The following is a 17,622-nucleotide window of genomic DNA, read 5'->3' as shown; positions in this document are numbered from 1 at the left end:
AGCGTTCAGAAACCCTTTCGGGCTGCTCGATGCACCGCTACGCAGCAGAACCTCACAGTCGGCAACCGCGGCAAGGGGACTGGCCGGGTCATCGGTGATCGCGATCATCGCTGCTGGTCTCACGGTCCGGCCGAGCTCGTTGGTCAAAGCGCGTGCATGCCTGCTCGACCCCGACGGCGATGTGACGACCAGCAGCGAGTCGGAGGTGACCGGCCGCGGATTCTCTAGAAGATGTTCCGTATCGATCCACCACGCGGCCCTGCCGGCCGCACCGAGCCGCCGCCAGCTCGCCAGGGCCGCCAATTGCGATGCGCCTATACCGGTGAGGATGATGCGGTGCCCGTGATCGCGAACCGACGGGTATAGGCCCAGCGAGATCGGTACCCGATCGAAGTCGAGAAATGATCGGGCTTGAGCCCTGGCGTCGACGTGAAGGGCGGCCAGACTCGCGAGCCGCGGACGCGGCAACTGTCCACCGCAAAGCAGCCGTGCTGTTCTGGGGTTCACCGGTCAGTGCCCTTGCCGCGGTTGCCGACTGTGAGGTTCTGCTGCGTAGCGGTGCATCGAGCAGCCCGAAAGGGTTTCTGAACGCTCTGTTCGTCCATGACTATGTCGCCTCGATGATTCTCGGCGAAGACGGCGACGACATCTCCGGCATCGCGCGCAGTGTCGCTACCACGACGTTGCCTGCGAAGCTTCGAGAAGTGGCGGCCGACGTTGCGGCGCAGCGGGAGTCGCGTTTTGTCTACGTCGGCTGCGGTGAGCACGCGGCCACCGTTCTATCTGCGCTCAGTGGAGTGATGTGCGTGCGAAACCGCCGATCCTGGCGTATGGCCAAGTAATTGCAAATGAAGGGAGACGGATCTGATGGCCGTCAGCGAGACCAACAAGGGCAGGCTGGGGACAAATCGTGGGTTACGAGTCGGAGCCGCACCACTCATCGCGCGCTACGGACTGGTCGTCGTCATATCCTGGTTCGGCGCAATGAAATTCACCTACTACGAGTCCCACGGCGTTTCACCGTTCGTGGCCCACAGCCCGTTTTTGGGCTGGGTCTATCAGATCATGTCGATCAGCGCGTTCGGCCGACTGCTGGGTACGGCGGAGTTGGTGACGGCGGCATTGCTTGCGTTGAGGCCGTGGTACCCGAAGGCTTCGGTAATCGGCGGTGTGTTGGCGACGGCGTTCTTCCTCGGCACGCTCAGTTTTATGGTCAGCACGCCTGGGATTGGTGAACCGACCGCGGGTGGCTTTCCCGTCCTGTCGGCCAATGGCGAATTCCTGATGAAAGACATCGCGCTGCTGGGCTTGGCCCTGTGGCTGTTGGCGGACTCCATCGGCGCAACTCGCCAACGCCAGGCACCGCCGGCCTGACTCTTGGCCCGCGAGTGTGGCCGCCGCGCGGCGCACCCAGCACGCCACCACCGACTGATGAGTTCTGCGAGCCGGGTTCGTGATGTCATCGTCGTCGGGTCGGGTCCCGCCGGCTACACCGCGGCGATCTACGCCGCGCGAGCCGGACTGGACACCCTCGTCGTGGAGGGCGAGGCGCCCGGTGGTGCGCTGATGGCCGCCGGGCCGGTGGACAACTACCCCGGCGTCGGTCCGTCCGTGTGTGGACCCGCGCTGGCGGCCGCGATGCGTTACCAGGCACAGCGTTTCGGCGCCGAACTTCAGGCGGGCGACGTCGACCGATTCGATCTGCACGGCGACATCAAGACGATCGCCATACACGACGAAATGCACCACACCCGAGCCGTCGTCCTCGCGATGGGCTCCGTCGACCGGCCGCTCGATGTGCCGGGCGAGCGCGACCTCTTGGGCCACGGAGTGAGCACCAGCGCCAAACTCGACGGCGCGCAGTTCACCGGTTGCGCGGTCGCCGTTGTCGGCGGTGGCGACGCCGCGGTCGAAGAGGCGAGTTATCTTGTCCACCGTGCCCGGCACGTGACCCTCGTCCACCACCGCCCCCGGCTACGGGCATCGGCAATCGCCGTCGCTCGGCTGCGCGCCCATCGGAACGTCACGATCCTGACGTCCAGTGAAGTGCTGGCCATCCACGGCACACACGGCGTCACAGGCCTACGGGTGCGCAACACCGATACCACCGCCGATTACGACATCGACATTGCCGCAGTGTTCGTCGCCGTCGGACAGATGCCTCGCTCGGATCGATTGACGGGGCTTCTCGACCTCGACGGCCGCGGCTACGTCCGGACGCGCGACGAGACGAGCCGCACCTCAGTGGACGGCGTATTCGCCGCCGGCGACCTGATCGACCGGCGCTACCGGCAAGCGGTCACCGCGGCGGCCAGCGGCTGCGCGGCCGCCCTCGACGCGCTGCACTGGCTCACCCAATCACGGTCTCCGACGGCCGTGCGGCCCACTTCACCCACATCTCATGGTGAGTGACACCGGTTGTACACGAGGGCCGTTCAGCCCAGTGCGGCAAGAAGCTCGCGACACGCTTCCTCGCAGCGCCGGCAGACAGCGGCGCAGATGCGGCAGTGCTCGTGATGCACTGAGTGCAGTTCGCATTCGTCGCCGCAAGCCTTACATGTGACCGCGCATGCCTCCAGCACCGCGCGGGTGATGTTCGCATCGTATTCGGTATGACGGGACAGCACGCGGCTGGTCGTCGCGCACATGTCGGCACAGTCGAGGTTTGTGCGAACGCATTTCGTGAGGTGCGCGACCCGTTCTTCGCTGAGGTCGGAATCCGCGCACGCCGTGCATGCCTGAGCGCACTCGATACAGGTTTCGATGCACCGGATCAGTTTGGCCTTATCGACACGACCGAGCTCCCTGGGATAGGTATCCAGCATGCTGCTTACGGTGTCCATTGACCCGTTCTCCAATCTGTCTGAAACTGAAAGCTTGTGTGGCAAAAGCTAATGTGGTCTAGCGGGGTACTGAATCCGGTCCAGGTCGATCCTCCTCAGTCCGGCTGACATACGCTTGATCCGGTCTTGGCCCCTAGTCGTCGACCACCTCGAGGCAGGTGCTTCCGTTTCACGGGTAAGTCATCGACTTCGGCGGCCTGATACCGACGTCTACTTGCTGCCGGGTCCGACGATGGCGACGACCTCGATCTCGACATGCTGGTTGAGTAGTGCGAGCGCCTCGACGCCTACGGCGGTCCACACCGGCGGATTTTCGCCGAACAGCTTGCGGAACTGGTCCACCATCACCGACATGTGTTCATCACCAATGGCTTCGTCGGCGGTGGGGACGTGGTAGGAGTGGACGCTCACGACGTCGCTCCAGCCGGCGCCCGCCTCGGCTAGGGTCTTTTCGACGTTGTCGAACGCCTTGACGATCTCCTTTTCCAGGGACGTGGCCGACAAGGAGAAGTCCGCCTCCCAGCCGCCTTGGCCCGAGATCTCGATGCGATCGCCGATGCGCAACGCTTGTCTGTAGTGGTTACGGGTGCGGGCGATCTCGCCGTATCCGGGTGTGTCGAAAAATTCGGGCTTGGTCATCGGGTCTTCCTCTCGTCATAGATTCCTGAGCCGCGGAGTTGCTGCGCCAGATGTGCTGTCCGAGAAGGGCGGTTGGTCTCGGCGTTGGAGGTCGCTGACTCAGACCAACGACCACTATCGGTGCGGATGGGGCGAGATGTCGTCATCCGGCTGCGTAATTCACCCGGGTGAGCGGCCGCCGATGAATCGGGTCTGCGGTGCGTATTCTCGACCAGGGCGCACTCGAGCAAGCCGCCCCGCGGTCGATGTCCCCAATTCTTCCCGCACCGACCCCTCAGTTCTCGTTGCCTGCCGGTGTGGTTGAGGTTTCGTTTCTGATCGTGGCGATGGCTGCAGCGTCCTGCACCGCGACTTGGTTGGCGGCGCGTAGTACGGCGCGCACATCGCCGGCGGGTATGACGGCGGCGCCCGAGGAGTCGGCAAAGACGTAGTCTCCGGGACGGACCGCCACCCCGGCGACCACGACGGGGCGGTTCGCCTCGTAGGGGGTGACGGAATCGCCGCCCCACCGCGTTGTTTCGCCTCGGCAATAGATGGCGAGGTTGAAGCGTTGGAGCTCGGCGAAGTCGCGCAGCCGCCCGTCCGCGAGAATGCCGGCGAGCCGATGGTTGCTGACCCGAGATAGCTTAGTCCCACCGCCCAGTGACGCGTCCGTGTAGCCGTTGCTGGCCAGGACCAGCACGCGCCCGTCGGCGCCGCCTTTGATGGCGTCGTAGAACAACCTCTTGAAGTTGTAGCGCTCGGGCGGGAGAGCGGCCCGGCACGCCGGGAAGTAGGCGATGGTCACGGCGGGACCGAAGAGCTGGCGACCGGGAGTGGGGCTCACCAGGTCGAGGAGATGACACCGATGGCGGTGCAGTCGCCCCATGGCGTCCACGATGTCGGCGGTGCGCACCCGGCCGGCGAGTGCGTCGAGGGACTCCATCAGTCCGCCGGGATGGGGACACGCCAGGACTCGGCGCCGCGGAAGTCCAGCCACACATCGGTGGGCGTTCGCACAAGCCGGGCCAGGATGTTTTCGCAGCACGGGCACCGCACCACGACGCCGGGCCCGCGGTGATAGACGTGACTTTCAGCGAAGGGCCCACTGCGACAGCATTTCCCGCAGGTCAATGTCATAGCGGTGGCGTCGAGTCCGAGCACTTCTGCGACGGCGCCCGCGACCGCGTTACCGTCTACGTGCATTGGTTCGGTCATCACTCCTCGTTTCTTCGATCAACTGCTCGGCCCGAACCGCTCGGTCCGGATGGCGGACGGCTGATGCCCCTGTTCGATCAGCTTCGCGGTCACCGACTCCACAAATCCCGTTGGGCCGCATATGTAGACGCGCGCGACGTCGCCGGGCACCCATTCCGTCGACACGAGGTCGGCGGCGCGGACCCGGCCGGGCGGCCGGGTGGTCTGCGGCGCGGCCACCCTGGTGTAGACCAATGCGATCTGCAGCCAGTCACAGTCGCGCTCGAGCCGGCGCAGCTCTTGGGCGTAATACACGTCGTCGGGACTGCGCACCGAATAAACCAACCGAAAGTCGGCGCTCCCGACCGTTACCCGCTGTCGCAGCATGGCCATCAACGGCACGATTCCCGATCCGCCACCGACGAGCAGAACCCGAGCCTCATGGTCGGGCCGCCAGACGAACCAGCCGCCGATGGGTCCTCGGAGTTCGATCTCGTCGCCGGCGACGAGCCCGTTGAGATAGGGCGAGACTTCCCCGTCTGGAATCTGCTGCACAGTGAGCTCGATGCGCTCGCCGTCGGCCGGTCTGCTCAGTGAGTAGCTGCGTTGCGCGCTGTATCCGTCCTCGGCGGTCAGCTTGAGATCGATGTGCTGGCCGGCCAAGTGGCCGGTCCAGCCCGGCACGGTCAGTCCGATCGTTTGCGCAGACTCGGTCTGGGATTCAGAGTGCACCACGCGCGCGACCCGCCACTGCAGCTTCCCATTGACGCGGACGTCCACAGCCGTCGTCAATCCCCGGCGTAGCGTTGTTCTCGCCACGGATCGCCGTAGTTGTGGTAGCCCAGCCCCTCCCAGAACCCCGGCGTGTCGCTGTCGCGCAGCTCAATGGATCTCACCCATTTCGCGGACTTCCAGAAATACAGGTGCGGTACCAGTAGTCGTGCCGGGCCGCCGTGCACCGGGCCGAGCGGCGCGCCCTGGTACGCGTAGACAATCCAGGCCTTACCACCGAGAAGGTCGCCCAGCGGAAGGTTGGTGGTGTAGCCACCGTAGGAACCGACCAATGCGAATCCGGCAGCAGTGTCGATCGATTCGAAGAGTGTGTCCAGAGAGACGCCTTCCCACTTGGTATTCAGCTTGGACCACGTGGTGACGCAGTGGATGTCCACGTTGAGCCTCTCGCTGGGCAGGAGCTTGAGCTGGGCCCAGGTCCACGAATGTTCGGCGCCGAGCTCGTTGCGGATGGTGAATCGCCAGTCATCGAGATCGATCCGCGGAGTCGGTCCTGCTTGCAGGACAGGAAAGTCCCCGGTCAAATGCTGGCCGGGCGGCAGTTCGGGGCCCGATTCAGCACGGCGTCCACGAAATCCTTTGTTGACGACAGTCATTGGTGCTCCGTCTCGCTGTGGTGATCAACCCGAACAAAGCGGAAATAGGGGTGCTGCTGGGATACGACCTCGGCGAATCACCTGCGGCGCCGGGGGAAAGGCAAAAACAACCGTGGTGGCGTCGAATTTCATTCTGCCCCTGCCGCCTGCGGTAGCCGGACCACTCCGCCGGCAGCGAATCCGGCGTCGACACCGGAAGCAAATCCCATCGACAACACGGTGCGGGCAAAGAAGACGTCGGTGAGATATGCGAGTGCGACCGCCCAGCGGTTGACTAACCGGGGAAGCGCGTAGAGGTGGTAGGCGCGGGTGATGAGCTTCGCGGGATAGCCCGACAGGTGCACGCCCAACGGATTGGCGACGGCGTAGCGCGGACCCAAGTCGACCACCATGCCCTTGTCGCTGTGGCGATAGTCTTTTCGCCGGCCGTAGCCGAGACTTGCTGCGACGTTGCGGGCCAACGTCTTCCCTTGTCGGGTCGCGTGCTGGGCGGTCGGCGGGGCGATCTTGCCAGGCCGGGTTAGGTCCGAAACGGCGGCGGCGTCGCCCGCGGCAAACACGTCGGGATGACCGGTTACCTGCAAATCGGTCCGCACCTTGAGCCGGCCCCGCTCGGTTTCCAATCCCAGCGTGGCGATCAGCGGTGAGGGGGTCACGCCGGCCACCCACGCAACCGTGTACGTGTCGATGCGCGAACCGTCGATGAGCACGACATGATCGGCGTGAACCTCCCTGAGGGTGGTGCCTAACCGCACGTCGATTCCGCGCGAGCGCAACACGCGCATCGCGGCGTCGCCGAGCCTCTGCCCCAGCTCGGGCATGACCCGGTTGGCCAAGTCCAGCAGCACAAACCGCACCGAGGCCCGATCGAAATGCATCTGCTTCGCCGCGGCGTCGGCGAGCGCACGCAGCTGCGCCGTCAATTCGGAGCCGGAATACGACGCACCGACAACGACAATCGTGCGTCGCGCGGCCGCGCGCTTCTCATTCTCGTCCACGCAAGCCAGTTCCAACTGCTCGATCACGCGATCACGCAGATACAGCGCCTCGGCCGTCGACTTCAGCCCGTGCGCGTATTCGGCCAAGCCGGGTATATCGAACAGCCGGGTCACCGAGCCCGGCGTCAAGACCAGCCGATCCCAGGACAGCGTCCCTACTTGGCCCTCCGGATCGGTGAACGACAGCAGATGCCGGTCGAAGTCAACGCTATCGACGTGGCCACGCACCGCCCGCACGCCCTTGAGCGTTCCGGCCAGCGGAACACAGACAAACCTCGGGTCGACGAGCCCTCCGGCGACATCCGCGAGCAATGGCGTGTACTGCAGGTAGTCGACCGGTGAAACTATGGTCACCCTCACATCCGAGGCACCCGCCCTGGCTAGCCGTCGGACCAGTCGGCGCGCGCACTCGAAACCGGCGAACCCGCTGCCGACGATCACAACCGAGGTGGTCGGTGCCGCCTTCCGCGGTCGACGGTGAACTGGGACCGCCTCCATATCTCTTCTCCTGTTTGATATTCGGGTATCCACCGAGCGTCGGGGATCGATCGCGTGAGGTCGTGCTGTTCCTTGGCCGGCCACGGAGTCCTCGACTGCGGCGTGGCAGCCGGCTGTGGAGATCCCCAGCACGAGCATTCCCCGCCGCCGGGCCTTCTGTCATCACTCCTCAGCACGATTCACCCGGGTGATAACGCGCAAGCCGCGGGTGAGGAATGATGTGCGACGCGAAGGTTGCGGCGACCCCTTGCAAGGGCGGAGGGAATCATCGGATCCGGGGTGTAATTGCGCCGCGCCGAAGGGGACTCTGAAGCGCTCGCACCACAGGATTACACTCCTGAGCGTGTCGGTATCGACCCCATTGGGCACGACGTAATCGGCGTTCCCCCGGTTGGCGCGTAGGCGACCGAGGTCTATGTGAGTGCCGTGTGCAAACTTTCGCCATGGGAACCGTGCATGGTCTACGGGTGCGTCGCTGAGCCACACGCGCAGTCCTGGTCCGAAGGTGGTGTGCAGGTTCTCCAGCCGCAGAATTTGTGCCCCGTCAGCCAGGGTTACGAGGCGCGCGACACCACTGGTTCGATGGATGTGACCGGTGAATTCTCCACGGCGGGTGGTCCGCGCTCCCGGCGGCAGCCTTTCATCGGCGGTGGTCCTGACCAACAATTTCCACGGTTGCAGCCACCACAGCGCCACTGGCAGTCCGGCGATGGCGATCGCTGGTCGAGCGAGGCGATGCGGGATGAACCATGCCCGGGACCGCATGGCAGTCGGCCGATTTGGTTCGCGCATCAGTTCAGATCGTCGCGGGCTATGAGCCGGCGAGCCGCCTCGGTGATCGAGCCGGACAGCGACGGATAGATCGCCAGCGTCTGCGCCAAATCGTCGACGGTGATCCGGTTTTGAACAGCCATCGCGATCGGCAGTATCAGTTCCGAAGCGATCGGCGCGACCACCACGCCGCCGATGATCACGCCGCTGTCCTGCCGGCAGAATAGCTTGACGAAGCCCTGGCTCAGTTCCGACATTTTGGCCCGCGCATTGGTTTTCAACGGCAGCGTGATGCTGCGGGCCTGAATCGAGCCGCGGTCGATCGCGGTCTGCGAGACACCCACCGTCGCGACCTCCGGATGGTTGAACACCGTCGCCGCGACGGTGCCCAACCGGAGCGGCCCTACGGCCTCACCGAGCGCGTGATACATCGCGATTCGGCCCTGCATCGCGGCAACCGAGGCTAACGGCAGAACGCCGGTGCAGTCCCCCGCGGCGTAAATGCCCACGGCCGATGTCCGTGACACCCGGTCGACGGCGATGTAGCCGCTGGGCCCGGGTTCGATGCCCACGCGTTGTAAACCCAGCCGGCGGGTGTTGGGCACGGAACCGAGTGTCATCAACGCGTGGCTGCCCTCAACGGTGCGGCCGTCGGTCATTGTCACGACCACCTGCTCGCCGATGCGCCGCACGGATTGCGCCCGCGCGTGTTTGATCAATTTGACCCCGCGTTGGGTGAAGGATTCCTCGAGCACCCGCGCGGCGTCGGCGTCCTCGTACGGCAACACTCGGTCGCGACTGGCTACCAGCGTTACACTCACGCCCAATTCGTTGTAGGCGTTGGCGAATTCGGTCCCGGTCACCCCGCATCCCACCACGATCAGGTGGTCGGGCAACGAGTCCAGGCCGTAGAGCTGGCGCCAGGTCAGGATGCGCTCGCCGTCCGGGCGCGCCGACGGCAGGACCCGGGGGCTCGCGCCGGTGGCGATCAAAACCACATCGGCATCGCGGATCGTGGTGCTGCCGTCGCGCGCGCTCACCTTGACGCGGTGACGCGCCAGACCGGGAGCCGCATCGACCAGCTCGCCGCGGCCCGCGATCAACTCGACACCCATGCTCAGCAGCTGGGCGGTGATATCCACCGACTGCTCGGCAGCGAGCATCTTGATCCGCTGGTGGATGTCCGCCAAACAGACCTTGGCGTCGTCAATGTGGATGTCGAAACCCAGGCGGGTCGCCCGTCGCAGTTCGGTGCGTAGCCCGGTGGAGGCGATAAAGGTCTTCGATGGCACGCAGTCGCACAGCACCGCAGCGCCGCCGACCCCGTCGGAATCGACGACGGTGACGCGGGCTACGGCGGGATCTCGTGCAGCCGCGACCAATGCCGCCTCGTAGCCGGCCGGGCCGCCGCCGAGGATCACGATGCGGATCATTGCGGCTCGAATCTCACCCACTACCCGAACGAGAGGTCGTCAAAGACGCCTCCCTCACCGGCGCCGGTGTCTTCGTCGACAACGATGTGCATGGCGGCTTCCTCGGCCGAGGCGGCGCCGCCGTCAATGCCGACGTCGTGGGCGAGGTAATCCGTCCCGGGGTCCGTAGGGTCGACATCGAAGGCGACAAGCCGACCTGCGCGCATGTCGCCGACCTGGTCGTCGATAGGCTCCCCGTCGCTGTCGGCGCTATCACCGATTCCGTCGCCATCCCACTGATCGGTCACGTCGGGTACCTCACGGGCCAGTCGGCGCGCCAGACTTTCATGGGTCCGCGCTTCCCTCGCGGTGAGACCCCAGGCCCGAAGTTCACGGGGCCGTTCCGGGGGTGAGTAGCCCTCGTCGAGGTCGACGCCCGTTTGTTCCGAGTCCAGGCTTTCTTCTGGTTCGAGCAGATGGGCTTGCACATCATCGAATTCAGAAATCCCCATCTGTGCCGTCTCCATTCCATATCCGCGAGGTCTTGGTTGCGCTGGCGGATGCGCTGCTGTTGAGACAACGGCACGCAGTGCGCAGCTGTAGACGTTTTGAATCATGACGTCCAGAGGGGTGAACTGTCGTCGCCCACCTTCGCCACTCACCCGGGTGATAGACGACAAACGAACCGCCGTGAGCGCCGTCCACGAATTCGGCGATCTGTGCGCATCGACCTCAACAGTTTCGTCATCGAAGTCGCCATGAAAGTTTGCGCGGCCCCGACGATTGGGCCGATCGCGCAGGTCGAAGGCGAAGGGCCGGCCTGCGCGGTCACCCGGATGATTTGCCCCGGCGGGTGATGACCACTCACCCCGTCGCGCTAGATCCTGGCACCGGAACGACAACCGGAGGTCTTGTGGAGGCGAGAAAGGGCCGTACCCGCGGCCGGGCTGCGTGGTTCGGGATCGGCAACGGAACAAACGTAACCGACCGCCGGCGCGACGAAGTTGCCCCCGATCGGTCCGCGAACTCAGGTCGGGTTTTTCAACGGCGAATTGGCCGCGTGTGTTTAGTGGCCGAAAGAAGGTGATGCAATGACCGCTGGGTTCAGACGTTCGCGCATACGGTCCTCGTTCTCCCGTGGGGCATGGACCACAGCGCAGGGCAGGACCGTTCTCCCGCACCGCTCCCCTGCGGCCCGGTCCTGTCCGGCTCGAGCACGCGATGGCGCGCCGCCCTGCATGCCAATGCTTTTCGCGATGGCGGGGACGTAACGTGAGCCGCGAGCACGCTGATTGCACAAAGGCGCAAGACGTCACCCTGACCGCTGAATTCGAAAGCGCAGTCATCCCGCTTCTCGAGCGGCTGCATCGGCAAGCTCTTCGGATGACGTCCAATCGAGTGGATGCCGAGGATCTGGTTCAAGAAACGATGCTCAACGCGTATGCCGGATTCCGGGCATTCCAGCGGGGAACAAACGTCGAGGCGTGGCTGCGACGGATCATGACCAACACCAACATAAACAGCTACCGGAGGCAAAAGCGCCGTCCCGCGGAACATCCGAGTGGGGAGGTCTCCGATCGACAGCTGGCCGCCAGCGCCCCACGCACGCCCGGGGGCCTACGATCTGCCGAAGACCGGGCGCTCGAACTGCTGCCGAATCCCAACCTCAAGGCGGCAATGATGCGCCTGCCCGAGCAGTTCCGCACGGTCGTGTATTTCGCCGATATTGCGGGCTACTCCTACAAGGAGATCGCCGCCATGACGGACACCCAGCAAGGAACCGTGAGTTCGAGGCTGAACCGCGGTCGAAAACAATTGCGCGAATTGCTCTGCGCCGCGGCAACCCAGCACGTGCCCATAACGATCGAAGGCCTCGATTGGAGGACCCGGCAGCGGCGAATTGTCAACGACGCCAAGCCCGGATGGGCCCAGCCGGCAAGCGCCGATCGCTCAAGGTCCGGAACAGGAGGTCAACTGAATTGATCAATAAAGCGAGAGCTCGGTGCGGGCGCGTGGTTACCCCGTCGTCGCCGTGGAACATCGGCCTGATGCTGCCCGGACCGGAGCATCTGGCTTTCTATGCCGGCGTTGGCGCGATGGCCCTGTTCGGGATCATGGAATGGCCCGTCGTCACCGCGTTGTTGGTGGGTCATACGCTGGTCAACGCGCAACACAACAAGGCTCTTCAATCGCTTGGCGAGGCGTTGGAAGACGCCTAGCGGCAGTCGATTACGAGCCGGCGGCAACAATTGGCGACCGCCAGATCTCATGGTCGCAGGATCAGGACAGCGACCACACTGGTGATCAATCCGAATAGCAGGTGCAGCCCGAGCGCGATCGGTACGGGATTGACCCTCGCCACCCCCCGTGCGCCAGAATCAATCGCGCCGACGCCAACATAGTTGATGAGCCAGAGCGCCACGCCCGCCACCAGACCAGTTGAGAGTTACGCGTGCGTGAAATCCTGCGAGACAAGAACGATGACGATGCCGAACACCGCCGAGAGCGTGACGTGCAGGGCCCCGCCGACCAGGGTGGCCACACCAAACGCCCTGGTGTGTGTCCGTCTTGGGCCCAAGATGAGCCCGCCGATACTGTTGGGTAGCGTCCACAATCCCCGCCCACTCACCGCGCCGTAGGCCATGCCTAGCGCGGCTATTGCGAGTCCGCCGACAATGCCACCGATAACGCCTGCGACGTAGCCGCTCACAATTCCTCCTCATTGTTCTTCGGACCCGGACGCCTGGCGTGACGGGTGAAACCCGCAGAGCGCAAGGTATTTAGCGGTGAAGTGCCCGCGACCAGGACGCCGCGAACCTGGCCACCCCGTCGTGTTCGAGTACAGCGAATACGTCCGGCAGATCGACACCGACTGCGGTCAGTTGGTCGAACATCTCCTGCGCCTTTACCGCCTGGCCCGCCATGGTCTCACCGGCGATGACGCCGTGGTCGGCCACCGCCTCCAGCGTCGCCTCAGGGATGGTGCTGACCGTGTTTGGTGCCACAAGTTCCGTGACGTACCTCGTGTCAGGGTAAGCGGGGTTCTTTACACCGGTGGAAGCCCACAACGGCCGCTGCACGCGAGCACCCGCGGCGCGCAGCTCGGCGTAGCGTGGCTCGGCTTCGAAGGCCTGCTGGTAGGCCGCGTAGGCCAGTCGGGCGTTGGCGATGCCCGCCTGTCCTCGCAGTCTGCGCGCCTCATCGGTGCCGATCGCCTCGAGTCGCTTGTCGACTTCGGCGTCCACTCGCGACACGAACAGTGATGCCACGGAGTGGATTTGGGAGATATCAGCGTCCGCCTGCCTGGCGGCCTCGATGCCGGCCAGATAGGCGTCCATCACCGCTCGATGCCGTTGGACAGAAAAGATCAGCGTGACGTTGACCGAGACACCTTTGGCCAGCGTCGCGGTGATCGCGGGCAGCCCCGCTGTGGTCGCCGGTATCTTGATGAACACGTTGGGCCGGTCGACCACCTTTGTCAGCTCGACGGCCTGCGTGACCGTTGCCTCGGTGTCGTGCGCCAGCGAGGGATCGACCTCAATGGAGACTCTCCCGTCGACCCCGTCAGAGGCCTCCCACTGCGGTCGGAGTACATCGCACGCCGCCCGGACGTCGTCCGTGATCGCCGTGCGGACCGCGGTGTCGATGTCGGTACCTCGGCCCGTCAGCTCGGCGATCTGGCCATCGTAGGCGCGGCCGTTTGTCAGCGCACGCTCAAAGGTGGACGGGTTAGTAGTCACGCCGACAACGCTTCTCGTGTCGATCAGCTGCCGCAGCTTGCCGGACTGCAGCAGGTCGCGCGACAAGTCGTCCAACCAGACCGATACCCCTGCCGCCGATAGTGCAGCAAGATTCGGGTTCTGAGTCATCCCGTCACCGCCGCTCGCCGGTCGCCAAGCCGCGACGAAACCACTGCAGATACAGCCCGAAAGAGCACCAGCGGCGCGTACGCACTCAGCAGCACCTGCCAATCGGGCGAAGCAGCCGGGCCGACGTCGTTATTGACTGGGCTCGGCATGTTCCGCCCCGACTGGCCCCCCGCCGCCGGCACCATTACCGCAATTGGGCAACGTCCACTCGGGGCGGACGTAGTGGCAGGTGTAGCCGGATGGATACCGCTGCAGATAGTTCTGGTGCTCGGGTTCGGCTTCCCAAAACTCGCCGGCCGGGCTCACTTCGGTGACGACGGGGCCGGGCCAGCGACCTGACTCTTCGACGTCGGCAATGGTCTGCACCGCGATCTGCTTTTGCTCGTCGTCGAGATAGAAGATCGCTGATCGGTAACTGGTTCCGACATCGTTGCCTTGACGGTTCTTGGTGGTCGGGTCGTGGATCTGGAAGAAGAATTCCAGCAATGCCCGGTAATCGGTCTCGCCTGGGTCGTAGGTGATTTCGATGGCCTCCGCGTGGCCGGGGTGATTGCGGTAGGTGGGATGGGTGTTACTGCCGCCGGTGTAGCCGACCCGGGTGGACACCACACCGGGACGCTCGCGAAACAGGTCCTCCATACCCCAAAAGCAGCCACCGGCAAGGACGGCGATCTTGTGGTCAGTCATGATTTCTCCTCGCCGACGCTTTGGTGCCGCTCCGATTCATCTTTGGTGAACAACCGCAGATACTGCCCATAACCCTGGGCTTCCAGCTCGTCGCGGTGGATGAATCGCAGGGACGCCGAGTTGATGCAGTAGCGCAAGCCGCCCGCTTGTGCGGGGCCGTCAGGGAATACGTGCCCCAGATGGCTGTCGGCGTGGGCGGATCGCACCTCGACCCGCTCCATGAAGTGGCTGCGGTCGCGCTTCTCGATAAGGCTGTCCGCGCCGATGGGCCGGGTGAAGCTGGGCCAACCGCTTCCGCTGTCGAATTTGTCTACCGAGGCGAAAAGCGGTTCACCAGAGACAACGTCGACGTAGATGCCGGGTTCATGGTTGTCGCAGTACTCGCCCGTGAACGGAAGCTCCGTGCCGCTCTCCTGGGTGACGCGGTACTGCTCGGGGGTTAGCGCGGCAACCGCGGCAGGGTTCTTGCTGTAGTTGTGTGACACTTGATCTCCTTCGTTCGCACAGCCTGGAAGCGCCGGCGTGCCGGATTAGTTGCGGCCCGCCATGATGCCGCCATCGACGTTGAGAATCGCGCCGGTGACCCAACTGGCCTCATCGGAGAGGAGGTACGTAACGGCGTTGGCGACGTCGGCCGGGGTGCCGACGCGCCCCAGGGGGTGAAGCGGCGCGAAAGTGGCGAGTGTGGCGTCGATCTCGCCCTTCGGGATGAAACCCTCGTAGAGCGGTGTCTTGACGACGGCGGGTGCCACAGCGTTGACGCGGATCTGATGTTCGGCGAGTTCGATCGCGAGGTTATGGGTCAGCGCATGAAGTCCGGCCTTTTGCATGGAGTACGCCGACGACGGGGTCAGACCGATCGCCTGATGCGCCCACATGCTGCCGATGTTGACGATGGAGCCACCCTCCCCGCGGGCGATCATGCCCTCGACGACGGTCTGCGTCAGGAAGAACAAGGCGTAGTTGAGCTCCATGTACGAGTCGTAGGTCAGCGCGTCGTGCTCGAGAAACGGTTTGGGAACAAAGAATCCAGCTGCGTTGACCAACAGTGTCGCGTCGCCGTGATTCTCGATGACGGCGCGCTGGACGTCGCCCACCGCGCTACGATCGGTCAACTCGGCGGTGACCCCCCAGGCTTGACCGCCCGCGCCGGTCAGTTCGACGACCGTGTCATCAACACGGTCCTTTGACCGGCCAACGATCACCGCGCTGCCGCCGTGGCGCACGATGTCAACGGCGACCTGCCGGCCCATACCGGCGCTGCCTCCGACGACGATTACCTTCTTGGAATCGAAGTGCATGGTGAACCTTTCTGCTGCTGAATTCTCGGCGACTTCTGCTGGGCCCTTTGCCCAACAACAAGAGTTGTAGCCCTGGTGATTACGCCCGGCTTCGTGTCGACTCGAACTGCTATCAATCTGCTGTTCGGCGGGGTGATCTGTCATCACCCGCCCGTTGTTTCACCCGGGTGAGTTCTGCCGGGGCGCCCAGATCAACTGCCGACACCGCAATGCCGTGACGGTGTTCGCTCTCGATCACCGCGTGAGGGGCGAAGCTTCGCGACATCAACCTGGGCAATCAGGGGACAAGAGCTTCGCGCTTCGGTGAGGAGCCAGCGCACAGTTGAGAACCGGTGCAGCCGGAGTCGTCTGCCGCCGATTTGACGTCAGCACTTTGCAGGCAGCCGGTGCTGGCGAGTCATGACTGGATTGACGGAAGCCGGTTGTAATCCCCAGAACAAAAGACCGGGAAGTAAAGTGGCCGCGAGATACGTTTACCCGGCGGCAGGCGACGTCAGAACGTATGCCTAAGGCAACCACCGATGTGACGACGTGTACACGAAATGACGTCGGCCGCAGATTAATTACTCAGTGCCGTATCTATTCACAGCCTTGCGGCGGCGATGAAGGAGTGTCAACCATGTACGGCTCAGATGAAGAAGTGGTCCTGATCACTGAGGCCACGGCCTTGCCAGGCAGAGAAGACGAATTGCGGATTGCGCTTTCTGAGCTAATCCCGCAGTCGCTGGCCGAAGGAGACGTGAGCACCTTCCGGCTCCACGAAGACCGGGATCAGCCAGGACATTTCACACTTTATCAGCGATTCCGAAACCAGCACGGTGTCGATCTCCACGTCCAAACCGAACACTTCGCGCTGAGCGTGCGAGCGTTGGCCCAGTTCGCTGAGAACGGCGAGGCGCAGGTCACCTTCTACCATGTATTAAGTCGCTAAGCCCCTGAGCCTCCCGCGCTCCGGGTCATACCGCCCGTCGGAAGCGGGCCCTCCGGTCTATGGTCCAGGGTGACCCCGCGGCGACAGCTAATGGCCGGGCCTTATCCAGATTGGTCAGCGCCGGGACACGCAAGAGGCCGCACCACTGTGGCATTCGGGACTAGTGCGATCCCGGCGCCGGTGCGCAGGCCGGCTCTGGCAAATCCAAATCGGCTTTGTTCAGTCGGTAGATTTCAAGGGACAAGTTGTAGTACTTGTCGGTCTCACCGACCCATTCCATGCCCACTCGCCGCGCCGTGGCCACCCCGCGATGATTGCCTGGCCGCACGACTGCGAAGACCTCACTGACACCAACATTTGTGAATGCGTGATGAGCCACCGCATGACCGGCTTCCGCGCCATAGCCGCGACCCCACAGCGCCGGTGCGACCTGCCATCCGATCTCAAGATCGGTGCGGCCAGGTGGAAGTGGAAGCAGTGCCACTCCACCGATCAGGTCGCCAGAGTCTCTATCGGTAATCGCCCATCGGCCCAGGGGCAGGCCGGTCGCGTCGCTTTCGGCGATCCACGCGCCCAAGAGTTGACGCATGTGCGCGTCGTCGGTGATCACGGGCAGCGCCGGACACAGCCAACGCGAAACCTCCGCGGCCCCATATATCCCACAGGCGGCGGTGTCGTCGTCGAGCTGCCAAGGGCGCAACAAGAGCCGGGCCGTCAGTATGCGGCGCGTGCCAGGGTCCCATTCGACGTGACGATGATCAGTCATTTCGCCTCCTGGGTTTGTCATACACACTTACTACGGCAAGTCACCCGATTTTAATCCCCGCCAAGGGCGAAAACTTGTGGCCGGCAGCCCGCGGCGTTCCAACGTTCCCGGCCCGAAATCCTCGATGAGCACGTGCGCCTCGCGCGATGAGCTCGCGGGCCGCCGTCAGATCGCCCGGCTCGGCCAGATCGAGCGTAGCGCGGCGCTTTCCGGCGTTGAGTACTCGAAAGTCCGGAGCGCTGCGGGTCGCCGACTCCGCCCGGGAACGGACCCCACCGGCGCAACGGATCTCCGGCTGGCTCAATTTTGGGTGACCTCGGCGCCGAGGTCGACGAAAAGCTCT

At 64.3% G+C, this 17,622-nt stretch carries 23 protein-coding genes; 7 read left to right on the top strand and 16 right to left on the bottom strand.

What is annotated here, in order from left to right; genetic code table 11:
• Nucleotides 1–468: SIS domain-containing protein (locus A5704_RS27265; RefSeq protein WP_197508426.1), on the bottom strand; the 468-nt coding region annotated here is incomplete at its 3' end.
• Nucleotides 469–488: 20 nt separating this feature from the next.
• Between A5704_RS27265 and A5704_RS28125 the strand changes: the two genes are divergently transcribed.
• Genes A5704_RS28125 through A5704_RS00840 form a run of 3 tightly spaced genes read left to right on the top strand, consistent with a single transcriptional unit; the run spans nucleotide 489 to nucleotide 2,412 of the window.
• Entirely contained in the window at nucleotides 489–842 is a 354-nt protein-coding gene (locus A5704_RS28125; RefSeq protein ID WP_156737574.1) for a hypothetical protein, read from the top strand.
• 25 nt (nucleotides 843–867) lie between these two features.
• The gene (locus A5704_RS00845) at nucleotides 868–1,374 is read left to right on the top strand and encodes a YkgB family protein (RefSeq protein WP_082954736.1); all 507 of its coding nucleotides are present in this window, start codon (nucleotides 868–870) and stop codon (nucleotides 1,372–1,374) included.
• Nucleotides 1,375–1,431: 57 nt separating this feature from the next.
• Nucleotides 1,432–2,412 (top strand): NAD(P)/FAD-dependent oxidoreductase, encoded by a 981-nt coding sequence (locus A5704_RS00840; protein WP_067886923.1) that lies wholly within the window; start codon nucleotides 1,432–1,434, stop codon nucleotides 2,410–2,412.
• Nucleotides 2,413–2,435: 23 nt separating this feature from the next.
• Here the strand turns inward: A5704_RS00840 and A5704_RS00835 are convergent, their stop codons facing one another.
• From A5704_RS00835 to A5704_RS00795, 10 genes are all read right to left on the bottom strand, one after another.
• Nucleotides 2,436–2,843 carry a four-helix bundle copper-binding protein gene (locus A5704_RS00835; RefSeq protein ID WP_067886920.1) on the bottom strand — a complete coding sequence of 136 codons (408 nt, stop codon included), beginning with the start codon at nucleotides 2,841–2,843 and terminating at the stop codon, nucleotides 2,436–2,438.
• 210 nt (nucleotides 2,844–3,053) lie between these two features.
• Nucleotides 3,054–3,482, bottom strand: coding sequence for a Rid family hydrolase (locus A5704_RS00830; protein ID WP_067886918.1), 429 nt, complete (start codon nucleotides 3,480–3,482; stop codon nucleotides 3,054–3,056).
• Nucleotides 3,483–3,756: 274 nt separating this feature from the next.
• The gene (locus A5704_RS00825) at nucleotides 3,757–4,407 is read right to left on the bottom strand and encodes an RraA family protein (protein WP_067886915.1); all 651 of its coding nucleotides are present in this window, start codon (nucleotides 4,405–4,407) and stop codon (nucleotides 3,757–3,759) included.
• Nucleotides 4,407–4,679: a DUF6510 family protein gene (locus tag A5704_RS00820; protein WP_197508425.1), complete on the bottom strand. Its 273-nt coding sequence runs from the start codon at nucleotides 4,677–4,679 to the stop codon at nucleotides 4,407–4,409. The genes A5704_RS00825 and A5704_RS00820 overlap by 1 nt, the downstream gene beginning before the upstream one ends.
• Nucleotides 4,680–4,697: 18 nt before the next feature.
• Complete coding sequence (locus tag A5704_RS00815) at nucleotides 4,698–5,450, bottom strand: ferredoxin reductase (protein WP_369828410.1); 753 nt, start codon at nucleotides 5,448–5,450, stop codon at nucleotides 4,698–4,700.
• The gene (locus A5704_RS00810) at nucleotides 5,447–6,046 is read right to left on the bottom strand and encodes a sulfite oxidase-like oxidoreductase (protein WP_067886907.1); all 600 of its coding nucleotides are present in this window, start codon (nucleotides 6,044–6,046) and stop codon (nucleotides 5,447–5,449) included. Before A5704_RS00810 ends, A5704_RS00815 begins: the two co-directional genes overlap by 4 nt.
• 128 nt (nucleotides 6,047–6,174) lie before the next feature.
• A complete protein-coding gene (locus A5704_RS00805) occupies nucleotides 6,175–7,542 on the bottom strand; it encodes an NAD(P)/FAD-dependent oxidoreductase (protein WP_067886904.1) in 1,368 nt (455 codons plus the stop codon).
• A 162-nt stretch (nucleotides 7,543–7,704) separates the two neighbouring features.
• Nucleotides 7,705–8,307: a DM13 domain-containing protein gene (locus A5704_RS29655; protein ID WP_082954735.1), complete on the bottom strand. Its 603-nt coding sequence runs from the start codon at nucleotides 8,305–8,307 to the stop codon at nucleotides 7,705–7,707.
• Between the two features lie 26 nt (nucleotides 8,308–8,333).
• Nucleotides 8,334–9,746 carry an NAD(P)H-quinone dehydrogenase gene (locus A5704_RS00800; RefSeq protein WP_067886943.1) on the bottom strand — a complete coding sequence of 471 codons (1,413 nt, stop codon included), beginning with the start codon at nucleotides 9,744–9,746 and terminating at the stop codon, nucleotides 8,334–8,336.
• Between the two features lie 20 nt (nucleotides 9,747–9,766).
• Nucleotides 9,767–10,252, bottom strand: a complete 486-nt coding sequence (locus tag A5704_RS00795; RefSeq protein WP_067755702.1) for a DUF5709 domain-containing protein — start codon at nucleotides 10,250–10,252, stop codon at nucleotides 9,767–9,769.
• Between the two features lie 192 nt (nucleotides 10,253–10,444).
• Between A5704_RS00795 and A5704_RS28120 the strand changes: the two genes are divergently transcribed.
• The 3 genes from A5704_RS28120 (at nucleotide 10,445) to A5704_RS00785 (ending at nucleotide 11,944) form a co-directional block, all read left to right on the top strand.
• Complete coding sequence (locus A5704_RS28120; RefSeq protein ID WP_156670124.1) at nucleotides 10,445–10,582, top strand: hypothetical protein; 138 nt, start codon at nucleotides 10,445–10,447, stop codon at nucleotides 10,580–10,582.
• Nucleotides 10,583–10,997: 415 nt separating this feature from the next.
• Nucleotides 10,998–11,708: a sigma-70 family RNA polymerase sigma factor gene (locus tag A5704_RS00790; protein ID WP_231968685.1), complete on the top strand. Its 711-nt coding sequence runs from the start codon at nucleotides 10,998–11,000 to the stop codon at nucleotides 11,706–11,708.
• A 29-nt stretch (nucleotides 11,709–11,737) separates the two neighbouring features.
• Nucleotides 11,738–11,944: a hypothetical protein gene (locus tag A5704_RS00785; RefSeq protein WP_067886898.1), complete on the top strand. Its 207-nt coding sequence runs from the start codon at nucleotides 11,738–11,740 to the stop codon at nucleotides 11,942–11,944.
• A gap of 561 nt (nucleotides 11,945–12,505) precedes the next feature.
• Here the strand turns inward: A5704_RS00785 and tal are convergent.
• From tal to A5704_RS00765, 4 genes are all read right to left on the bottom strand, one after another.
• Complete coding sequence (tal, locus tag A5704_RS00780) at nucleotides 12,506–13,594, bottom strand: transaldolase (protein ID WP_067755714.1); 1,089 nt, start codon at nucleotides 13,592–13,594, stop codon at nucleotides 12,506–12,508.
• Between the two features lie 129 nt (nucleotides 13,595–13,723).
• Complete coding sequence (gene msrA, locus A5704_RS00775) at nucleotides 13,724–14,281, bottom strand: peptide-methionine (S)-S-oxide reductase MsrA (RefSeq protein WP_082954733.1); 558 nt, start codon at nucleotides 14,279–14,281, stop codon at nucleotides 13,724–13,726.
• The gene (gene msrB / locus A5704_RS00770) at nucleotides 14,278–14,766 is read right to left on the bottom strand and encodes a peptide-methionine (R)-S-oxide reductase MsrB (protein ID WP_067886895.1); all 489 of its coding nucleotides are present in this window, start codon (nucleotides 14,764–14,766) and stop codon (nucleotides 14,278–14,280) included. The genes msrA and msrB overlap by 4 nt, the downstream gene beginning before the upstream one ends.
• Before the next feature lie 45 nt (nucleotides 14,767–14,811).
• Nucleotides 14,812–15,582, bottom strand: coding sequence for an SDR family NAD(P)-dependent oxidoreductase (locus A5704_RS00765; protein ID WP_067886892.1), 771 nt, complete (start codon nucleotides 15,580–15,582; stop codon nucleotides 14,812–14,814).
• A gap of 619 nt (nucleotides 15,583–16,201) precedes the next feature.
• On the opposite strand from A5704_RS00765, the gene A5704_RS27255 reads away from it, so the two are divergent.
• On the top strand, nucleotides 16,202–16,513 hold the full coding sequence (locus A5704_RS27255) for a putative quinol monooxygenase (protein ID WP_197504999.1): 312 nt from the start codon (nucleotides 16,202–16,204) through the stop codon (nucleotides 16,511–16,513).
• Nucleotides 16,514–16,673: 160 nt separating this feature from the next.
• Here A5704_RS27255 and A5704_RS00755 read toward each other — a convergent pair whose 3' ends face one another.
• Nucleotides 16,674–17,279, bottom strand: a complete 606-nt coding sequence (locus A5704_RS00755) for a GNAT family N-acetyltransferase (RefSeq protein ID WP_067886885.1) — start codon at nucleotides 17,277–17,279, stop codon at nucleotides 16,674–16,676.
• Nucleotides 17,280–17,622 lie beyond the last annotated feature (343 nt).

Origin of the sequence: Mycobacterium sp. E735 (genome assembly GCF_001666955.1) — a bacterium.
In the GTDB taxonomy this organism is placed as follows: Bacteria; Actinomycetota; Actinomycetes; order Mycobacteriales; family Mycobacteriaceae; genus Mycobacterium.
Note: the sequence above shows the minus strand (reverse complement) of the source record. Positions and strands in the feature narration are given on the sequence as shown.

What these genes read in the sequence shown, in the direction of transcription:
- A5704_RS00845 (WP_082954736.1), top strand. Translation starts at nt 868, where the DNA reads ATGGCCGTCAGCGAGACCAACAAGGGCAGGCTGGGGACAAATCGTGGG.
- A5704_RS00840 (WP_067886923.1), top strand. Translation starts at nt 1,432, where the DNA reads ATGAGTTCTGCGAGCCGGGTTCGTGATGTCATCGTCGTCGGGTCGGGT.
- A5704_RS00835 (WP_067886920.1), bottom strand. Translation starts at nt 2,843, where the DNA reads ATGGACACCGTAAGCAGCATGCTGGATACCTATCCCAGGGAGCTCGGT.
- A5704_RS00830 (WP_067886918.1), bottom strand. Translation starts at nt 3,482, where the DNA reads ATGACCAAGCCCGAATTTTTCGACACACCCGGATACGGCGAGATCGCC.
- A5704_RS00825 (WP_067886915.1), bottom strand. Translation starts at nt 4,407, where the DNA reads ATGGAGTCCCTCGACGCACTCGCCGGCCGGGTGCGCACCGCCGACATC.
- A5704_RS00820 (WP_197508425.1), bottom strand. Translation starts at nt 4,679, where the DNA reads ATGACCGAACCAATGCACGTAGACGGTAACGCGGTCGCGGGCGCCGTC.
- A5704_RS00810 (WP_067886907.1), bottom strand. Translation starts at nt 6,046, where the DNA reads ATGACTGTCGTCAACAAAGGATTTCGTGGACGCCGTGCTGAATCGGGC.
- A5704_RS00805 (WP_067886904.1), bottom strand. Translation starts at nt 7,542, where the DNA reads ATGGAGGCGGTCCCAGTTCACCGTCGACCGCGGAAGGCGGCACCGACC.
- A5704_RS29655 (WP_082954735.1), bottom strand. Translation starts at nt 8,307, where the DNA reads ATGCGGTCCCGGGCATGGTTCATCCCGCATCGCCTCGCTCGACCAGCG.
- A5704_RS00800 (WP_067886943.1), bottom strand. Translation starts at nt 9,746, where the DNA reads ATGATCCGCATCGTGATCCTCGGCGGCGGCCCGGCCGGCTACGAGGCG.
- A5704_RS00795 (WP_067755702.1), bottom strand. Translation starts at nt 10,252, where the DNA reads ATGGAGACGGCACAGATGGGGATTTCTGAATTCGATGATGTGCAAGCC.
- tal (WP_067755714.1), bottom strand. Translation starts at nt 13,594, where the DNA reads ATGACTCAGAACCCGAATCTTGCTGCACTATCGGCGGCAGGGGTATCG.
- msrA (WP_082954733.1), bottom strand. Translation starts at nt 14,281, where the DNA reads ATGACTGACCACAAGATCGCCGTCCTTGCCGGTGGCTGCTTTTGGGGT.
- A5704_RS00765 (WP_067886892.1), bottom strand. Translation starts at nt 15,582, where the DNA reads ATGCACTTCGATTCCAAGAAGGTAATCGTCGTCGGAGGCAGCGCCGGT.
- A5704_RS27255 (WP_197504999.1), top strand. Translation starts at nt 16,202, where the DNA reads ATGTACGGCTCAGATGAAGAAGTGGTCCTGATCACTGAGGCCACGGCC.
- A5704_RS00755 (WP_067886885.1), bottom strand. Translation starts at nt 17,279, where the DNA reads ATGACTGATCATCGTCACGTCGAATGGGACCCTGGCACGCGCCGCATA.